We start from the raw sequence: 15,750 nt of genomic DNA on the forward strand, positions 1-15,750 counted from the left end.
CGCATGAAGCTCTACAATTTCTTTCGCAGCTCGGCCGCGTTCCGTGCGCGCATCGCCCTGAACCTGAAAGGTCTCGAATACGAGCGCGTCGCCAAGGCCTTCGCCAGGAACGAACATCGCGCGCCGGACTATCTCGCGTTGAATCCGCAAGGCCTGATCCCGGCCTTGGACATCGACGGCGCGGTGATCTCACAATCGCTGGCCATCATCGAATATCTCGACGAGGTTTACCCGCAGCCGAAGCTGCTGCCGAGCGAGCCGCTGGCGCGAGCTCAGGTGCGCTCGATGGCGCTCGCCATCGCTTGTGACATTCATCCGCTCAACAACCTGCGAGTGCTGAATTATCTGCGTCACAACCTCGGCCAGAACGAGGACGGCGTGAATACCTGGTATCGGCACTGGGTCGCCGAAGGCTTTCGCGGCCTGGAGCAGGAAGTCGCCAGGTTCTCGAGCGCGCAGCGCTACTGTTTCGGCGACAGCCTGTCGCTGGCGGATGTGTGCCTGGTGCCGCAGATGTACAACGCGCGCCGCTTCGATACCGACCTCACGGCGTTTCCCAAGCTGGTCGCGATCAGCACCCATCTGGAATCCCTGCCGGCGTTCGCGTCGGCGCGTCCGGAAGTTCAGCCCGACGCCAAGTAGCCTCAGTGACCGAGCCAAGCAATCTCATGAAAGGACGCGGCAGCCTGGTGTGCGTGGGTATCGGCATGACCCTCGGATCGCATCTGACTCCGCTGGCGCGCGATCACATCCAGAATGCCGACGTGGTGTTCACCGGGCTGTCCGACGGCATCGTCGAAATGTGGATCGCGGGAATGAACAAGGATGTGCGCAGCCTGCAGCCGCTCTATCAGGAGGGCAAATCGCGCATGCAGACCTATCGCGAGATGGTCGACACCATGCTCGCCGAAGTGCGCGCCGGCAAACGCGTTTGCGCCGCCTTTTATGGGCATCCCGGCGTGTTCGCCTGGCCGACCCACAAGGCCATCGAGATCGCGCGCCGCGAAGGCTATAGCGCGCACATGGAGCCTGGTGTGTCCGCGGCCGATTGCTTGTACGCGGATCTCGGCTTCGATCCTGGCAAATACGGCTGCCAGCACTACGAAGCCAGTCAGTTCATGTTCAATCGGCGCCGCCTGGATACCGGGGCGTATCTGATTCTGTGGCAGGTCGGCCTGTCCGGGGATCAGTCGCTGGCGCGCTTTTCCACCGGCGCGGCGTATCGACAAGTGCTGGTCGACGTGTTGAGCCGCGACTATCCGCTGGAACACGAAGCGATCCTCTATCGGGCGGCGACGCTGCCCACCTTCACTCCGAAGATCATTCGAGTGGCGCTCGGGCGCTTGCCCCAAGTCGAAGCCGATATGCATTGCACGTTGGTGATTCCACCGGCGCAGCCACTGCAGCCCGATCATCACATCCGCGAGCGCCTCTCCGCGCTCGACCGCGAGTTCGCCGCGCAGAGCTGAGGGCGGGCGGTGCACGCGTTTCCAGTGGAAACCGCCAGACTGCTCATGCGCCCTATCGAGGCGGCTGATGCGGCCCTCTATGAGCATCTGTATACGGATGCCGAAACCATGCGTTTCATCGGCGCTCCTCTGTCTCCGGAACGCGCCGCCAGAAGTTTCCGGAGCGCGCTCGCCGGCATGCAGCGCCAGCCCATCGAGCGCGTGTTTCTGGTGGTGTGCGAGAAGACCACGAACACCGCGGTTGGTCTGTGCAGCCTGCAGGACTTCGATGCCGAAGCTCGCAGCGTTCAAGCTGGCTTCATGTTCGTCGCACCCGCCCGCAGCAGGGGCTATGCGAAGGAAGCCATCACGGAGCTGATTCAGCAGGTGTTCGCGCGCTTGCCGGTGGATGAGCTGTGGGTGGAATTCGCGGTCGACCATGTGGCTGTGCAGCGGGTCATGCATAGCGTAGGCTTTGCACACCGTGGCAACCTCGCCCGGCAGGAGTCTGAGCATGGGCAACGGAATGCCTGGTCGGTTCGTCGTCGATTCTGGTCGCCGCCCTCGGCGCTCACGGCATCCACTGTTCGGAACGAACGGTAACGGGCCGGAGAAATTCCGACTCCGCCCGGCGTTTCTCGCGCCAGCACGGCTGCCGAGCGCCGTTTTCACCCCATCCGGGCCCATCGAAGGGCTTCGAAACAGGCATAATTCTGTTAACTCGCGGATCGCAATCCGATCTCGGAGCGGCGGATGAATGTTTCTGTGGAACGTTCGAGAGCCCGTCGCGGAGCGCTTGCTCTAGTCTGATCGACAGCGGGCGACAACGGCTGCGTCATGCAGCGGTCATCGATGCAACAACAAACGGGGCAGAGGAGGAGCATATCGTGTCGAATGTGGTGGATCTGTTGGAAAGAATGGGCCAGAGCTCGCGCGTGCAAGCGCTCAGCAGCGAGCAACTGGCTCAGGAGCTGCGGCTCGCCGGTCTCGAGCCGGCCGTGCAAGCGGCCATCCTGGAGCAGCGCGCCCGCGAGCTCGAGGAGCTGATCGGCGCGAGCAAGAACGTGTGCTGCATGGTCCACGCGCCACAAGACGACGAGCCCGAGGAAGAGCAGCCTGCTGACGACAAGCAGATCACCGGCGTCGATCGCCGTGTCGCGCGCGCCGGCTGAGCAATCACCTAGAGCAATGGGTTCCGTCCGGCATTGGTTGCTGGGCGGACTCGCTCATTTGTGCCTGTTGACGGCGGCGCCGTCGCTCGCGGCGGAGTCGCCAGACTTCGCCGCGATGCTGCAGCGGGCGGACGCGATGAAAAGCGTCGACCCGACCGAGTTCGTACGGCTACTCGAAGATCTGCGCGAGCAGGCCGATCGGCTGACCCCGCAACAGCGCGACCAGCTGCAGTTCCTGCAGGGCTGGCGCCATGCGTACGCGGGCGAGTACACCGCGGCGGTTCCTTTGCTGGAAGCGGTCGTGGAACGATCGTCCGACCCCACGCTGCAATTCCGCGCCGGCCTGACCGCCGCCAACGTGCGCGTCCTGGCCACCCAATACGAAGGTGCCTTCCTGCAACTCAATAAACTATTGAGCAAGCTGCCGGAGGTCACCGATCCGGACGCGCGGCTGCAAGGCATGTCGGTGGCTGCCGATCTCTATGTGCTGGTCGGCGAATACGATCTGGGCATTCGCTACGCCGAACAGGTCATCAAGGAAAACGTTCGAGGTCGCGGCGTGTGTCGTGGCCAGCAGATCCGCCTCGACGCGCTGTGCAAGACCAAGCGCTTGAAGGCGGACCACCCCGACCTCGAGTCGAGCATCGAGGCCTGTCTGACGCAAGGCGAAGCGCTGGCCGCCAGCGGCATTCGCATGACCAAGGTGCGTTTGTTACTGCGAGAGCGCCGCGCGGACGAGGCCATTTCACTGCTCGAACGGCACTACGGCGATATGGAACAGACCCGCTATCCACGCGGCATTTCCGAATGGGAGTCGCTGATGGCGCAGGCCTATCAGCAGCGAGGCTTTGGGGCCGAAGCGCAGCGCTACGCTCTCCAATCGGTCGCACACAGCGTCAAGGACCAATTCACGTTGCCGCTGGTGAGCGCATATCGCGTGCTCTATGAAGAGGCCGAGAAGCGCGGCGACCTGGCGAACGCCATCGCCTACCTGAAAAAATCGGCCGCCGCGGACAAAACCTATATCGACGACGTGACCGCACGGCAGCTCGCCTATGAACGGGTCAAGTCGAACACGCTGTCCACCAAGTCGCAGCTCGAAGCGCTGAATCAGGAGAACAAGCTGCTGCAATTACAGCGCGAGCTGGACAGCAAGGCGGCCGAGACCAGTCGCCTGTACATCGCGCTGCTGATGCTGGTGCTTGTGTTCATCGCGCTGTGGGCCTATCGCACCAAGCGCTCGCAGCTGTATTTCATGAAGCTGTCGCAAGTGGACAGCCTGACCGGCATCGCCAATCGGCCGCGCTTCATCCAGCTCGCCGAAGCGGTGCTCGAAGCGGCGCGTAAATCGCAGCAGCAGGTCAGCGTCGTGCTGTGCGACCTCGATCATTTCAAAGCCATCAACGATCGCCACGGCCATGCCGCAGGCGATCACGTGCTGCGCCAAGCGGTGATGGCGTGCCAGGCACATCTGCGCGTCAGCGATATTTTCGGCCGCGTCGGCGGCGAAGAATTCGGCATCGTGCTGCCGGGCTGCGGACTCGACGACGCGCGGCAACGCGCCGAACGGCTGCGGCAGGCTCTGATCGCCATCGATCCGCACTACGAGGGTGCGCGTTGTCCGGTCTCGGGCAGCTTCGGCGTCACCTCCACCGAGCAGTCAGGCTACGAACTGCGCCAATTGCTGGCGCACGCCGACGCGGCGTTGTATCGAGCCAAGGCTGCCGGACGCGATCGGGTCACGCCGTTCGATGGTGGCAGCCTCACCCCCGATCAAAACATGATCGGCGTCGACAACGGTCTGCGCAGCGCCGGTAACGCCTGAGTTCGCGGCAAATCGTTACGCAGTGTGTCGGCCCGCGCGGCCGCAACACTTGGTTACAATGTAGCCGCGCACGCGGCGCGAGCATTGGCCATGATTGCGCGCGCAAGCTCTGAGCTGACGCCATGACCGACTCCCGCCATATCCTCATCGTCGATGACGATCGTGAAATTCGCACTCTGCTGGGCGACTACCTGCAGAAGAATGGCTTTCGCGCCACGGCCGTGGGCGATGGCAAAGCCATGCGTCGCGCTCTGGAACAGTCGCATGTCGACCTGATCGTGCTCGACCTGATGTTGCCGGGCGAGGACGGCCTGAAGCTCACGCGCGAGCTGCGCGCTCATTCGCAGATCCCTATCCTCATGCTCACCGCGCTGGGCGAGGAAGTCGACCGGGTCGTTGGCCTTGAAGTCGGCGCCGACGATTATCTTTCCAAACCGTTCAGCCCGCGCGAGCTGGTCGGAAGGATCAAAGCGATCCTGCGGCGGACGGCACACATGCCGCGCGACCCTTCGCAAAGCCAGGTCACCACTTATCGCTTCGGCGACTGGAAACTCGATGTGACGGCGCGCTCGCTGACCCACGCCGACGGCTCGCAACATGCGTTGAGCGGCGCCGAGTTTCGTCTGCTTGCCGTGCTGCTGGCTCATCCCACGCGAGTGCTGTCACGCTCGCAATTGATGGAGCTGCTGCGTGGACGTGACATCGATCCTTTCGATCGCAGCGTCGATGTCCGCATCAGCCGGCTGCGACAGGTGCTGCGCGATGACGCGCGCTCGCCCAAGATCATCAAGACGGTTTATGGCGAAGGCTACGTGATGGGCGTTCCGGTCGAACAGGAATGACGGCCTTGCGCTCGCTGCTGCCCGACACGTTGTTTGGACGCCTCTTCGTGGCGACCGTGGGCGTGATCGGGGCCATGCTGCTGGTATTCGTCCTGCTGATCGTACGAGAGCGCCGCGAGCTCGCGCTGCTCGAGAGCGGCGCCGGCAGCTCGGCCAACCTGATCGCCGAGACCAGCCAATACCTGGCGGGATTGTCCCAGGAACAGCGCGACGAGGCTCGCACCCAGCTTCGCGAGCAACGTCTCTCGCCGAGCGACGTGCGCCCGCCGCCGCGGCGCATCCCTGATGAACAGCAGGCCGCGCTAGAGCGAGCGTTCGCCGCTCATCTGCAGCGCCATCTCGGTCCAGACTACAAAGTCTCTACCGGCCCGCCGCGGGCCCGACGCGGCGATGTCATTCCCCTATACGCGATCCGCAGGGAGCCGCCGCCCGAACAACCCACTCTGCGCATCCGCCGCTTCGAGCGAATATTCGATGTCACGGTGACTTTGCCGGACGGCGACAAAGCGACGTTTCGTACGCTGGCGCCCCGCTCCGGGCCGCCGTTGCCGCGGATGATCTTCCTCGAGCTCGGCATCCTCGCCGTCGCGCTGAGCGTGGTGTTGTATGCGATGACACGCACCATCACTCGTCCTCTTGGCGATCTCGCCCGCGCCGCCGACGAGGTCGGTCGCGGCGCCACTGCGACTGCGTTGAAGGAAACTGGAGCGAGAGAGCTGCGTCGTGCGACACGTGCGTTCAACTCCATGCAGGAGCGCTTGCGTCGCTATCTCGACAGTCGTACGCAAGTGCTCGCGGCGATGTCACATGACCTGCGCACACCACTGACACGCCTGCGCTTGCGAGTGGAATCCATCGATGACGACACGCTGCGCCAGCGCTGCATCGAGGATCTGGACGAGATGTCCAACATGGTTCGCGGCGCGCTCGGCGTGTTTCGCGGTTTGAACGATGAAGAAGCCGCCGTGCCGGTGGACATCGACGCGCTTGCACGCGAGCTGCAGCGACAACATGCCGAGCTTGGTGACGATGTGACCATCGTGGGTTCGGCGCGCGCACCCTACGTCGCCAAGCCACTCGCGTTGAAACGTTGTCTCGGCAACCTGGTGCAGAACGCGATTCGCCACGGCGCGCGGGCCAGCATCCATATCGAAGACGGCCCGCAACTCATCCTGCGTGTTTGCGACCAAGGCCCGGGCATTCCCGAAGACATGCTGGAGAAAGTGTTCGAGCCGTTCTTTCGCCTCGAGCAATCGCGCAATCGCGACACCGGCGGCACCGGCCTGGGGCTGAGCATCGCCCGCGATATCGCCCAGGCCCACGGCGGTTCACTATCTCTCCACAATCGGCAGAGCGGCGGTCTGGAAGCCCGGCTGGTGCTGCCCAGGGAAGCAGCAAGCCGCTGATTCTGCTTGACTTTACGACATTACAGTTAGTAACACTTCATTACCGCACGCGGCCCGCCGCCGGCCTATTCTGAAGCCGTGTTCTGAAACGACACGCACTAACGGAGACACTGTGATGAAAACCAAAGTCACCCTGCTTGCGCTTGCCTGGCTTGCCAGTGGCGTGGCCTTTGCCGCCGAAACCACGGCGACTCCGGCCGCTCAAAGCGAGGCCCGCACGGTCAAGCGCGGTCCGGACATGGACCGGATGGCGCTGCTGCTGGACCTGAACGACTACCAGAAGACCGAGGTCGAGAAGATCCTCAACGAGCATCATCAGCAGGTCCGTGCCGCGCACGAAGCGACTCGCGCCACGGGCGCACGTCCGTCACGCGAAGAGATGAAAGCTCTGCGCGAGCAACACAAGCAGGAACTCAACGCCAAGCTCAGCGGCGTGCTGACGCCGGAACAGCTGAAGAAATTCGACGCTCTGCGCGAGCGTGGCCCTGGCCGTCACTTCAAGCGTGGTCCCGGCGGCCACGGTGATGGCAATGACGCTGACGCGGCGAGCACCAGCAGCTGAGATGATGAATCGGACGGCGGTGACCTCACCGCCGTCCTTTTTTGGTATTAGCGGATCGCCGTCTGACCCACCGTCAGCCCACTGATTCCCGCCGGCAGCGCGCCCAAATCCGTAGCGCGACCATTGCTGAGATCGATCGAGTACAGCCGCGTCGACGAACCCACCGTGAGCGCGGCGAACGCCGAGCCAGTGGCCGCGGCCGAAGCCGTCGTCACCCGCACGGTCGACGGAATATCGAAACCGTTCGCTTCGGTGAAATCCACTGTATTGCCGTTCAACGTGATGGTCTGGCCCGCGGTGAGCGTGCCGTTGTTGGGCGGGTTCTGGATGAACAGCATGTTGCTGACCGGGTCGATCACATACTGAGTGGTCACACCGCCCGTGCCCTGGCCGAAACTGTTCGTATAAGCCGCGCCAGTGACGCCGGTCGAGCCGGCGGGCTGAGCGTTGATCGAACCATCCGGATTGATGCCGTCGGCGCTGGCGTTGCCGTCGACCGGCACGCCCAGGATCTGATTCAGCCTGAAATTCAAGCCCGTGCCCGTGGTGACACGAATGCGATCCACGGTGGGATTGAAGTCGAAGCCGTAACCTGCGGACGCCGGTGGCAGATCGACGACCGCTCCCGCGGCGGTCACGAACGCAATCGAGCCCGCCGTGCCAACCGCACTGGCGGTGCCTGACAGCGGATCGATGATGTAGATCGTGCCGTTATCCATCGCGGCATTCACGCCGAACGAATACAGCTGGCCGGTCTGCGGGCGAAAGTCGATGCCCACCAATGTTTCTCCAGCTGTGATTCCGGAGATGTTCACGGTTACCGGCGAGTTGAGCGCGTTGCTCAACAAGCGCACCAGCTGCGTGCCATCCGCCGACAGCGCAAACAACGGCGTGGCTGCCGGCTGCTGAAGCGCTATGCCGATCACACCGGCGGTGCTGAGCGGGCCCGCGGTTGTGACAGCACCCGTGGAGAGATTGACGTTCACCAGCTCGTCCTGCGTCCGACCGGACGCGAGTACGACTGCCGTGCCCGCTCCTGCCGCGACAGCGTTGGAGCTGCTCACCGTGACCGTGGGCGGGATATCGAAACCTTGCACGGTCTCCACCGGCACCGACAACAGCGTGCAGACGGTTTGCGTGCCCGCGTTCGGCGGATTCTGGATACAGATCGTGTCGGTGGTTTGATCGATCGTGTACTGAGTCGTCACGGTCACGTTGGGAGCGCTGTTGGTATAGGCGGTCTCCTGCACCGACACGGTGGGGCCGTTGATGGGCCCGTCCATGTTCACGCCCGGCGTGGCCATGTCGCCATCGACCAGCGCACCGTTGTTCGGATTCATGCGGAAGTTCTGACCGGCGCTATTCACCACGCGAATGCGATCGACAGTCGGGTTGAAATCGATGCCGAAGAGGGTGTTGGCATCGGCGCCAATGCGTACATTCGCGCCGCCCGCATCGACGAAGCGGCCGGCGGTCCCGATCGCCGTCGCCACCGATGTTTGCGACGAGATGCTGTAGAGCTGAACCGTACCCGCGGTGGCGTTGTAGCCGAGCCCGTAGAGAAAGCCGTTCTGCGGCCGTCGGTCGATGCTGACCAGCGTCTCGCCATCGTTCACGCCGGTGATGTCGGTGGGATTCTCGAAGCCCGCCGGGAACGAGGCGGGAAATGCGGCCAGCCTGTTGTTCGACAACAGCGCATTGCTGTCCGAGGCCGGCACCATCACGTTCTGGGTGTAATCCCGGCTATCGGTGCCGGAAGGGTTCGACGCTGTGATGGTGAACGAGTACGAACCCACCGTGGTGGGCGTGCCGGTGTATTGCCCACTCATGGCGTCGAGCGACAGCCCCGGCGGCAGCGAGCCACTCACGCTCCACATGATGTCCCGACCTTGGGACACGAACGTCGCGCTGTAAGGAACACCCAGTGAAGCAGGCGGCAGCGGAGTATCCGGGGCGGTAATTTGAGGCCGACGCGATTCGTCGTTACCGTTATCGCCACAGGCGCTCAGCAAGGTGAAGGACGCGCAGATCAGGACTGCGGCCGAGCCCAACTTCATCAATCTCATGGGGATCCCTTCTGGTTGCACGCGACCGCCGCCGAGAGCGTTCAGCTCGCGGCAGGATCTGCAGCGTTATTCGGGAAGGGCTGCGGCACGGATGCAGCAATGTCGCTGAACGCAGTGTCTCGCGAGCGCGACGCGCGCCTGGACACGTCTGTTCTGAGACGATTCGATTTTTGCTAAATTGCCCACGACCCATCGCAAGGAACTCACTTGAATTGGCTGGCCCACGTGTTTCTGTCCGAGCCGAACGTCGAATTTCGCCTCGGCAATCTGCTGGCCGACATCGTCCGAGGAGAAGAGCTGCGGCGCATGAGCCCGGGCTTTCAGCGCGGCGTTCAGAAACACAAGCAGATCGACGCGTTCACCGATGCGCATCCGCTGGTAAAGCGCAGCCGCTCGCGAGTGAGCCCGGAGTTCCGTCGCTTCAGCGGCGTGCTGGTCGATGTGTTCTACGATCATCTGCTCGCCACCAACTGGGGCCGCTACTCGCCCATTGTGCTCGACGCATTCACGGCCAAGTTCTACGCTGACATCGAAGCGCATCACATCGCGCTGCCCTCCTCCGCGCGCGTCACGCTCGATCGCATCATTCGCCACGACCTGCTCGGCTCATACCGGCGTATCGAAGGCGTCGAGCGTTCGCTGCGTCGGTTGTCGGCGTATCTGTCGTCGCGCTGGCGACGCGAATTCGCACTGGAAAATGGCGTCGCCGATCTGATCGAGCACCGTGCTGGATTCGAGACCGATTTCGCGGAGTTCTTCCCGCAACTGCAGGCCGCCGCGGCCACGGATCGCGTTACACTGCGAGGCTCGTAACGACGACAACAAAGGATCGCCCATGCCCGTCCGAGCCATCCGCAAGGCTGTAGCAATTGCATTGGTCGCCTGTTCGACACTCCCGACTCAGGCAGTGGCGCAAACCAGCGGCGACCGCGTGGTGCTGGTCCAGGCTGGACGACTCCTCGACCGCCCCGGCCAAGCGCCGCGAGGCAACGCGACCATCATCGTTCGCAATGGCAAAGTGGAAGCCGTGCGCGATGGTTTCGTCGGTGCGGAAAATTATCCCGGCGCGCAAGTGGTCGACCTGCGTGAGCGCTACGTTCTTCCGGGGCTCATGGACAGTCACGTGCATCTCGACAGCGACCGGGCCGGCCAGGAAGGCCTGCTCGAATCGTTGACCAACGATCTTCCTTACTTCGCGTACGAAGCGGCTGTGAACGCGCGCAAAACTTTGGAGGCGGGTTTCACGACGGTTCGAAATCTCGGCAACGACGGCGGCGTGACATTGGCGCTGCGTGACGCAATTGCCGCCGGCAAGGTGCCCGGCCCGCGCATCATCGACGCGGGCTCGTCTATCTCCGCCACCTCGGGGCACGGCGACGCGACACTCGGCCTGCGTCACGAGATCGGCGAACACATCTCTCAAGAGAATCTCTGTGACAGCGCCGAAGCGTGCCGGCGCGCCGTTCGTATGCAGGTCCGCCGCGGCGTGGATGTGATCAAGATTCTCACCACCGGCGGCGTCAACAGCCGCATCGGCGCCGGCCTCAACAAGCAAATGTTCGACGACGAGGCCAAGGCGTTGATCGAAACCGCGCATCTCTATAACAAGAAGGTGGCGGTTCATGCGCACGGTGCGGACGGCATCAATCTGGCGCTCAAGTACGGCGCCGACTCCATCGAGCACGGCACGCTGATCGATGACGAAAGCATCAAGCTGTTCGTCAAGCATGGCGCGTACTACGTGCCGACGCTGTCGACGGTCAACGGGTATCTCGAGCGCATCGCCAAGGACCCGAACGCTTATCCGCCTGAAGTGCGCGCCAAGATCGAATGGCGCATCGGCATCACCGGCAAGGCTTTGGAGAAGGCGTATCCGCGCGGTGTGAAGATCGCATTCGGCACCGACGCGGGCGTGTCCAAACACGGCCGCAATGCCGACGAGTTCGAGCTCATGGTGAAACACGGGATGCCCGCGGCCGAAGCCATCAAAGCCGCCACCGTCAACGCGGCCGATCTGCTCGGCATCTCGGCCGAAGCCGGCACGCTCGAGCCCGGCAAGCGCGCCGACCTGATCGCCGTCGCCGGCGATCCGCTCGCCGATGTCACAGTGCTCAAACAAGTCGCGTTCGTGATGAAGGACGGACGCATCTTCAAGCAGCAATAACGCCTACAGTGCCAGGGCCGTACCGAGGTCGGGCGCTTCTATGGAACTTCCGTAATTAGGACTTACGACCACTGACACCGAATTGCGAATGAACTACCGTGGCCTGCAGAGTGAACCCGCTGCCGCTGTGCTGCAGCAGGGTTCCCGTACTGGGGAGCAAGCGCATGGCCACCGATACTGCGCGCGTAGAACTCGAACTGGCGTCCGGAAGAAATGAAATCACCGCGCCGTTTCATGAGACCGCCCAACGCAGGCGGCGACAACACGAACTAAGCGCAGCATCGGTGGGTGCGCCGGCCGTCGCACCGTCCCGGCTCTCGGCACGACCGCCTTGGATTGCCTTCGCCGCTGCCTTGGTAGCAGTTGCCCTCGCGGTCTGGTGGGTGATGGCGCAGCGCATGCCCGACATCGATCCGGGCGAAGTCATCGCCCGCAATCTCCACGATGCTCAGACTGCGATGGCCGATGGCCGGTACACCGACCCGTCGGAGCGCAGCGCATTTCATTACTACAGCACCGTGCTTGCCTTGGACCCGACCAATGCCGAGGCCATCGCTGGGATCGACGCCATTGCCAATCGTCATCTCACCGACGCGCGAGTATTGCTGGCGGAACAAAAGATCGCCGAGGCCGGCGTCGCGTTGGAGAAGGCGCGGCGCGTTCGGCCGGATCACAATGGCCTGACGTTGCTCGAAGCACAGTGGCGTACGGAACTGCGGAAGCTGCTCGCCGCCAGCACGGGCGTCGCGAAGACCATCTCCGAGCCGATCGTGAAACCCGCTGGCACCAGGCAGCGCGCTACTGCTCCCAAGCGTACCGAACAAACATTGGCTGCCGCCAACAAGGTGGAAGAGCCACAGGCACGGAAGTCAGGCAGTGGCCCGGAAATGAAGGCGTTTGTGGAGCGACCGCAAGTGGCCAAGCTCGATGTGGCCGCGGCTGCGCTGGCCGCTGCGAAGCCTCCGTCGACCCGACTGGAAGAAATGGCGCTGCCGGTGAGCGAACCTGACGTGAGCATAGCCAACACGGGTGCGAACATCGTCCAGGAAATCGCGCCTGCGGCTAGTCCTGCGCCGACGCCAGCGCCGGCCGTTCCACCCGCCGAACCCAAGCTCATCAAAATGATACAGCCTCGGTACCCGCAAGAGGCGCTGATGCGAGGCCTGGAAGGCTGGGTCGACATCAGCCTGCAAGTATCGCCGACAGGTGATGTGATCGACCCGCGCATCGAAGGCAGCAGTCGTGGGCGCATGTTCAATCGGGCCGCCCTGAACGCGGTCCAGCAATGGAAATATGAACCGCGCAGCGACGGCGCGAGCAGCGGACGAGTGCGCGTTCGCGTGCAATTCAAACAGGCCGACTGATCGATCGGCCGGGCTTGCCAGCCCGGCCCCGGATGGGCAGCATGCGGATCGGAGGGATCCGCATGAGACCCAAGGAAAGGTTCACCCGCGCCCTGCTGGCTGCCGTGGTCGGCTGCCTCGTAGTCGTGGCCCGCGCGGAAGATCGCGATATCGCTTTCGCGTATTCGGCCCAGGTCGTCAATCCCAAGTTGACCGGCTCGTTGTACGAGCCTCGGTCCCGAACATTGCTGCTGTGGGGCACGGACGGCGCCATCCTCTACTCCACCGATCTCGGCACCTGGCACAACGCGCCGACACCGGCGACCGCTGACCTCGCACGCGTGGCCGCCGACGCCGATGGCAAAGTGCTGATCGCCGTTGGCGAACGCGGCACCATTCTTCGCTCCGACGATTCGGGACGGCGCTGGCACGCGGTGGCAGCAGGCGGCTCCGATTTCGACCTTCGCGCCGTTATTCATCATGCAAGCAGCGGCGTCTGGATCGCCGCCGGTACGCGCGGGACGATCCTGCGCTCGCTCGACAGCGGCAGAACCTGGTCGGCGTTGGAGCATGGACTCGAGCTCTCTTTCGAGACGCTATATGTCGAGCCCGCCAGTCGCGCTCTCTTGATCGGCGGAGAGGCCGGATTGATCGGGCGCTCCACGGACGCAGGCGTGAGCTGGCTGCTGACGCAAATCAAGATGCCGGAGCCCGTCACACCGATCACCGCCTTCCGTTCGCTGGGCGATGAACTGATTGCCATGAGCGCGCTGGGTCGATTCCTAACCTCGAGTGACCGCGGCGAAAGCTGGGAACTCCAGGACATGGGCGCGAATGCCTACTTCACCGACGCAACGCTCGATCCCGTGCACAGCACCCTGCTGTTGAGCAGCCATACCGGGGACTTGTTTCGACGTGAGGCCAGCGACTCGTCCTGGGAGAAGGTGGAACTCACGCTCGACGGGCAGAAACGTTTCGTGAGCGCCATTCGCTATGACGAGCTCACCCGTTCATTGCTTGCGGTCGGGCACCACGGCTTGGCCGCACGCTCCACCGATGGCGGGCGCCAATGGCACAAGATCGAAACTGGGTTTGCCAGCAGCATGGAATCTCTCGCTCAGCTGGACAAAGGTCGCTACGTCGGATTCGGCGAGGGCGGTTATATCGTCTCGTCCGCCGATTCTGGCAAGACCTGGCGCCGCGCATCTCCCGAGTTGAGTCTGAATTTGCGCGAAGTCGTCAGCGTGCCGGATAGCGACATCATGGTCGCAAGCGGCGAGCTTGGAGGCATCGTCCGCTCCGCCGACAGCGGACGAACCTGGCATCTCATCGATGTTCGCTATCCAAACATGAACACGCCGCCCGATCTGCGCTCATTGCTGGTCGCGCCCGGCGGCAAGGCGCTCGTCGCGGCCGGCGCACCCGGCACCATCATCCGATCCGAAGATGGCGGTCAGCAATGGCGCATCGTGCATTGGACGCCGTTGGAAAAAGAAGAAGCATTCCCCTGGGTACTCGCGCGCGGAGACTCGATGACAGTGATCGAAGCGCGCGGCTCGTTCTACTCGTCGCAAGACGCGGGCAAGTCGTGGCATCTAACGAAGCTCGACACCGATCGCGAGCTTTGGCAGGGCAGCGTTGCCGCGAAAGGCTCCGTCATGTTGGCCGGCGGACAGCGTGGCGTCGCGATTCGCAGCGTCGATGGTGGCAGGCAGTGGGCTCACATCGACACCGGCGCCACTGAAGATCTGTTTGGCAGTTATGCCGACGAGCACTCGGGCGATTGGTTTCTGTTGGGTGGCAAGGGCCTGATCCTTCGTTCTCTCGATGCCGGCTTGCACTGGCAGCGCGCTCCATCCGGGACGGATCGCGCTCTACGACGCATGCTCCGTCATTCTGCAACCAACACGCTGGTCGCGTTCGGTGAGTTCGGCAGCATCGTCCGCTCGTCCGACGGCGGGCGAACCTGGCAACCGATCGCAAGCGGCACCGATGCGGAGTTGCGCAAGGGTTTGATCGAACCCCGCAGCGGCCACATGATCATCGTCGGTCAGCAAGGCGTCATCCTTCGCTCCACTGACGCAGGCAAGAGCTGGCAAAGAATCTCCAGCCACACGCAGCGTCATTTCCGCAGCGCCGTGATCAATCCTCGCAACGGCGATCTCATCGCCGTGGGCGAGCGCATCGTGAGATTGACACGCGGCTCGGCTACTTCGCGTTGATCTTCTGTTGCAAACGCGCCAGCTCGCGATCGAATTCGGTGGTCTCGTAGTTCTTCAGCTGGGTGTACTGCTCGGGCGTGAGCGCCGGCGAGACTTCGGACAGAAACTCATCGAGATATCGCTTCAGTGCTTCGCTCGTTTTCTCATGCGCGTACTTGCGCTCGGCGGGCGACAGAGAGTCTCGGTCCAAGCCAAGATCGCGCATTACCGTGCTGTAACGTTGCTTCTGCCGCAGCTTCGCATCGAGCACGACGCGTTCCTGACGCGCGTCGAGTGGCGCGACATTGCTGATACCGCCGGTATATTCGGCGAGATGATGCTGCTCCAGATCCGACTCCTTCAGGACCTGAAAATACTCGAAGCCCTCCGCTGACAACAGTCGACCGATCTGGGCATCCAGCTGCTCTCGCGCAGCCAGACTCGCTTGCGATTCGCGCTCCAGCAATCGTTGCCGCAGCTCTTCAACCTGCGCTGGATTGGCGTCCGCGATCAAGAAGCGGTACTTGTGCTCGACGTGAGCGAGCAAGGCGACATCGCCGATGTCTCCCGTGGCGAGGAGGCGCTCCTCTTTGGGCGCGGCTGCCGGCTGGACGCTGCTCGACTGCATCGGCGCTGTCACGGGCGCGTTCCGCGCGGATGCAATCGGAGTGGCGACAGGCTGTTCACTCTTCCGAGCCTCGATGGCCGCATATGCAATGCA

14 protein-coding genes are annotated in these 15,750 nt (G+C 63.3%); 12 read left to right on the top strand and 2 right to left on the bottom strand.

Annotated features, from left to right (window positions below; translation table 11 throughout):
- Positions 1-3: 3 nt before the first annotated feature.
- The 8 genes from maiA (at position 4) to JM946_RS02760 (ending at position 7,255) form a co-directional block, all read left to right on the top strand.
- On the top strand, positions 4-642 hold the full coding sequence (gene maiA, locus JM946_RS02725; RefSeq protein WP_203165597.1) for a maleylacetoacetate isomerase: 639 nt from the start codon (positions 4-6) through the stop codon (positions 640-642).
- Positions 643-668: 26 nt separating this feature from the next.
- Positions 669-1,469: an SAM-dependent methyltransferase gene (locus JM946_RS02730; RefSeq protein ID WP_269140910.1), complete on the top strand. Its 801-nt coding sequence runs from the start codon at positions 669-671 to the stop codon at positions 1,467-1,469.
- Positions 1,470-1,514: 45 nt separating this feature from the next.
- Positions 1,515-2,051 carry a GNAT family N-acetyltransferase gene (locus JM946_RS02735; RefSeq protein ID WP_203165599.1) on the top strand — a complete coding sequence of 179 codons (537 nt, stop codon included), beginning with the start codon at positions 1,515-1,517 and terminating at the stop codon, positions 2,049-2,051.
- Positions 2,052-2,335: 284 nt separating this feature from the next.
- The gene (locus tag JM946_RS02740; protein ID WP_203165600.1) at positions 2,336-2,620 is read left to right on the top strand and encodes a hypothetical protein; all 285 of its coding nucleotides are present in this window, start codon (positions 2,336-2,338) and stop codon (positions 2,618-2,620) included.
- Positions 2,621-2,636: 16 nt separating this feature from the next.
- Entirely contained in the window at positions 2,637-4,445 is a 1,809-nt protein-coding gene (locus JM946_RS02745; RefSeq protein ID WP_203165601.1) for a GGDEF domain-containing protein, read from the top strand.
- Positions 4,446-4,567: 122 nt separating this feature from the next.
- Complete coding sequence (locus JM946_RS02750) at positions 4,568-5,287, top strand: response regulator (RefSeq protein WP_203165602.1); 720 nt, start codon at positions 4,568-4,570, stop codon at positions 5,285-5,287.
- The gene (locus tag JM946_RS02755; RefSeq protein ID WP_203165603.1) at positions 5,284-6,693 is read left to right on the top strand and encodes an ATP-binding protein; all 1,410 of its coding nucleotides are present in this window, start codon (positions 5,284-5,286) and stop codon (positions 6,691-6,693) included. The genes JM946_RS02750 and JM946_RS02755 overlap by 4 nt, the downstream gene beginning before the upstream one ends.
- A 115-nt stretch (positions 6,694-6,808) precedes the next feature.
- The gene (locus tag JM946_RS02760) at positions 6,809-7,255 is read left to right on the top strand and encodes a hypothetical protein (protein ID WP_203165604.1); all 447 of its coding nucleotides are present in this window, start codon (positions 6,809-6,811) and stop codon (positions 7,253-7,255) included.
- Positions 7,256-7,302: 47 nt separating this feature from the next.
- Here JM946_RS02760 and JM946_RS02765 read toward each other — a convergent pair whose 3' ends face one another.
- The gene (locus tag JM946_RS02765; protein ID WP_203165605.1) at positions 7,303-9,321 is read right to left on the bottom strand and encodes a DUF4394 domain-containing protein; all 2,019 of its coding nucleotides are present in this window, start codon (positions 9,319-9,321) and stop codon (positions 7,303-7,305) included.
- Positions 9,322-9,528: 207 nt separating this feature from the next.
- Between JM946_RS02765 and JM946_RS02770 the strand changes: the two genes are divergently transcribed.
- The 4 genes from JM946_RS02770 to JM946_RS02785 all read left to right on the top strand — a co-directional run bounded on the left by JM946_RS02770 (position 9,529) and on the right by JM946_RS02785 (position 15,050).
- A complete protein-coding gene (locus JM946_RS02770) occupies positions 9,529-10,134 on the top strand; it encodes an acyl carrier protein phosphodiesterase (protein WP_203165606.1) in 606 nt (201 codons plus the stop codon).
- Between the two features lie 22 nt (positions 10,135-10,156).
- Positions 10,157-11,485, top strand: coding sequence for a metal-dependent hydrolase family protein (locus JM946_RS02775; RefSeq protein WP_203165607.1), 1,329 nt, complete (start codon positions 10,157-10,159; stop codon positions 11,483-11,485).
- Positions 11,486-11,649: 164 nt separating this feature from the next.
- Positions 11,650-12,849 (top strand): energy transducer TonB, encoded by a 1,200-nt coding sequence (locus JM946_RS02780; protein WP_203165608.1) that lies wholly within the window; start codon positions 11,650-11,652, stop codon positions 12,847-12,849.
- Between the two features lie 62 nt (positions 12,850-12,911).
- Positions 12,912-15,050, top strand: a complete 2,139-nt coding sequence (locus JM946_RS02785; protein ID WP_203165609.1) for a WD40/YVTN/BNR-like repeat-containing protein — start codon at positions 12,912-12,914, stop codon at positions 15,048-15,050.
- Here JM946_RS02785 and JM946_RS02790 read toward each other — a convergent pair.
- Positions 15,037-15,669 carry a hypothetical protein gene (locus JM946_RS02790; protein WP_203165610.1) on the bottom strand — a complete coding sequence of 211 codons (633 nt, stop codon included), beginning with the start codon at positions 15,667-15,669 and terminating at the stop codon, positions 15,037-15,039. The two genes, JM946_RS02785 and JM946_RS02790, sit on opposite strands and share 14 nt — an antisense overlap.
- Positions 15,670-15,750 lie beyond the last annotated feature (81 nt).

Source organism: Steroidobacter gossypii (assembly GCF_016801985.1).
Lineage (GTDB): Bacteria > Pseudomonadota > Gammaproteobacteria > Steroidobacterales > Steroidobacteraceae > Steroidobacter > Steroidobacter gossypii.

Coding starts and splice junctions, on each gene's coding strand:
- maiA (WP_203165597.1), top strand. CDS start 4: ATGAAGCTCTACAATTTCTTTCGCAGCTCGGCCGCGTTCCGTGCGCGC.
- JM946_RS02730 (WP_269140910.1), top strand. CDS start 669: ATGAAAGGACGCGGCAGCCTGGTGTGCGTGGGTATCGGCATGACCCTC.
- JM946_RS02735 (WP_203165599.1), top strand. CDS start 1,515: ATGCGCCCTATCGAGGCGGCTGATGCGGCCCTCTATGAGCATCTGTAT.
- JM946_RS02745 (WP_203165601.1), top strand. CDS start 2,637: ATGGGTTCCGTCCGGCATTGGTTGCTGGGCGGACTCGCTCATTTGTGC.
- JM946_RS02750 (WP_203165602.1), top strand. CDS start 4,568: ATGACCGACTCCCGCCATATCCTCATCGTCGATGACGATCGTGAAATT.
- JM946_RS02755 (WP_203165603.1), top strand. CDS start 5,284: ATGACGGCCTTGCGCTCGCTGCTGCCCGACACGTTGTTTGGACGCCTC.
- JM946_RS02760 (WP_203165604.1), top strand. CDS start 6,809: ATGAAAACCAAAGTCACCCTGCTTGCGCTTGCCTGGCTTGCCAGTGGC.
- JM946_RS02765 (WP_203165605.1), bottom strand. CDS start 9,321: ATGAGATTGATGAAGTTGGGCTCGGCCGCAGTCCTGATCTGCGCGTCC.
- JM946_RS02775 (WP_203165607.1), top strand. CDS start 10,157: ATGCCCGTCCGAGCCATCCGCAAGGCTGTAGCAATTGCATTGGTCGCC.
- JM946_RS02780 (WP_203165608.1), top strand. CDS start 11,650: ATGGCCACCGATACTGCGCGCGTAGAACTCGAACTGGCGTCCGGAAGA.
- JM946_RS02785 (WP_203165609.1), top strand. CDS start 12,912: ATGAGACCCAAGGAAAGGTTCACCCGCGCCCTGCTGGCTGCCGTGGTC.